The 475-nt window shown below is 63.8% G+C and carries 1 protein-coding gene; it reads right to left on the bottom strand.

Annotated elements, in window-relative coordinates; all coding sequences use genetic code 11:
- Positions 1–475, bottom strand: a 475-nt coding sequence (locus J5M73_RS31210) for an aminotransferase class V-fold PLP-dependent enzyme (protein ID WP_207816923.1), incomplete at both ends; no start/stop codon positions are given.

The raw sequence follows: 475 nt of genomic DNA, 5'->3' as shown, positions 1-475 counted from the left end.
CATACAACGCGCCGATGCCCTTCGGGCCGTAGGTCTTGTGCGCGGAGAACGACATCAGGTCGACCTTCAGCTTCGCGAGGTCGATTTCGACCTTGCCCGTCGCCTGCGCGGCGTCGACGTGGAAGATGATGCCCTTCTCGCGGCAGATCTCGCCGATCGTCGCGATGTCCTGGATCACGCCGATCTCGTTGTTCACATGCATCACCGACACGAGGATCGTGTCCGGGCGCAGCGCGGCCTTGAACACGTCGAGATCGACGAGCCCGTCGTCCTTCACGTCGAGATAGGTCACCTCGAAGCCTTCGCGCTCGAGCTCGCGGCAGGTGTCGAGCACCGCCTTGTGCTCGGTCTTCACGGTGACGATGTGCTTGCCCTTGCCCTGATAGAAGTGCGCGGCGCCCTTGATCGCGAGGTTGTCGGACTCGGTCGCGCCGGAGGTCCAGATGATCTCGCGCGGATCGGCGTTCACGAGGGC

It is taken from the genome of Pseudomonas sp. 50_B, assembly GCF_017491625.1.
GTDB lineage: Bacteria > Pseudomonadota > Gammaproteobacteria > Pseudomonadales > Pseudomonadaceae > Aquipseudomonas > Aquipseudomonas danubii.
The sequence above is the reverse complement of the archived record's forward strand: the minus strand, read 5'-3'. Positions and strand labels throughout refer to the sequence as shown.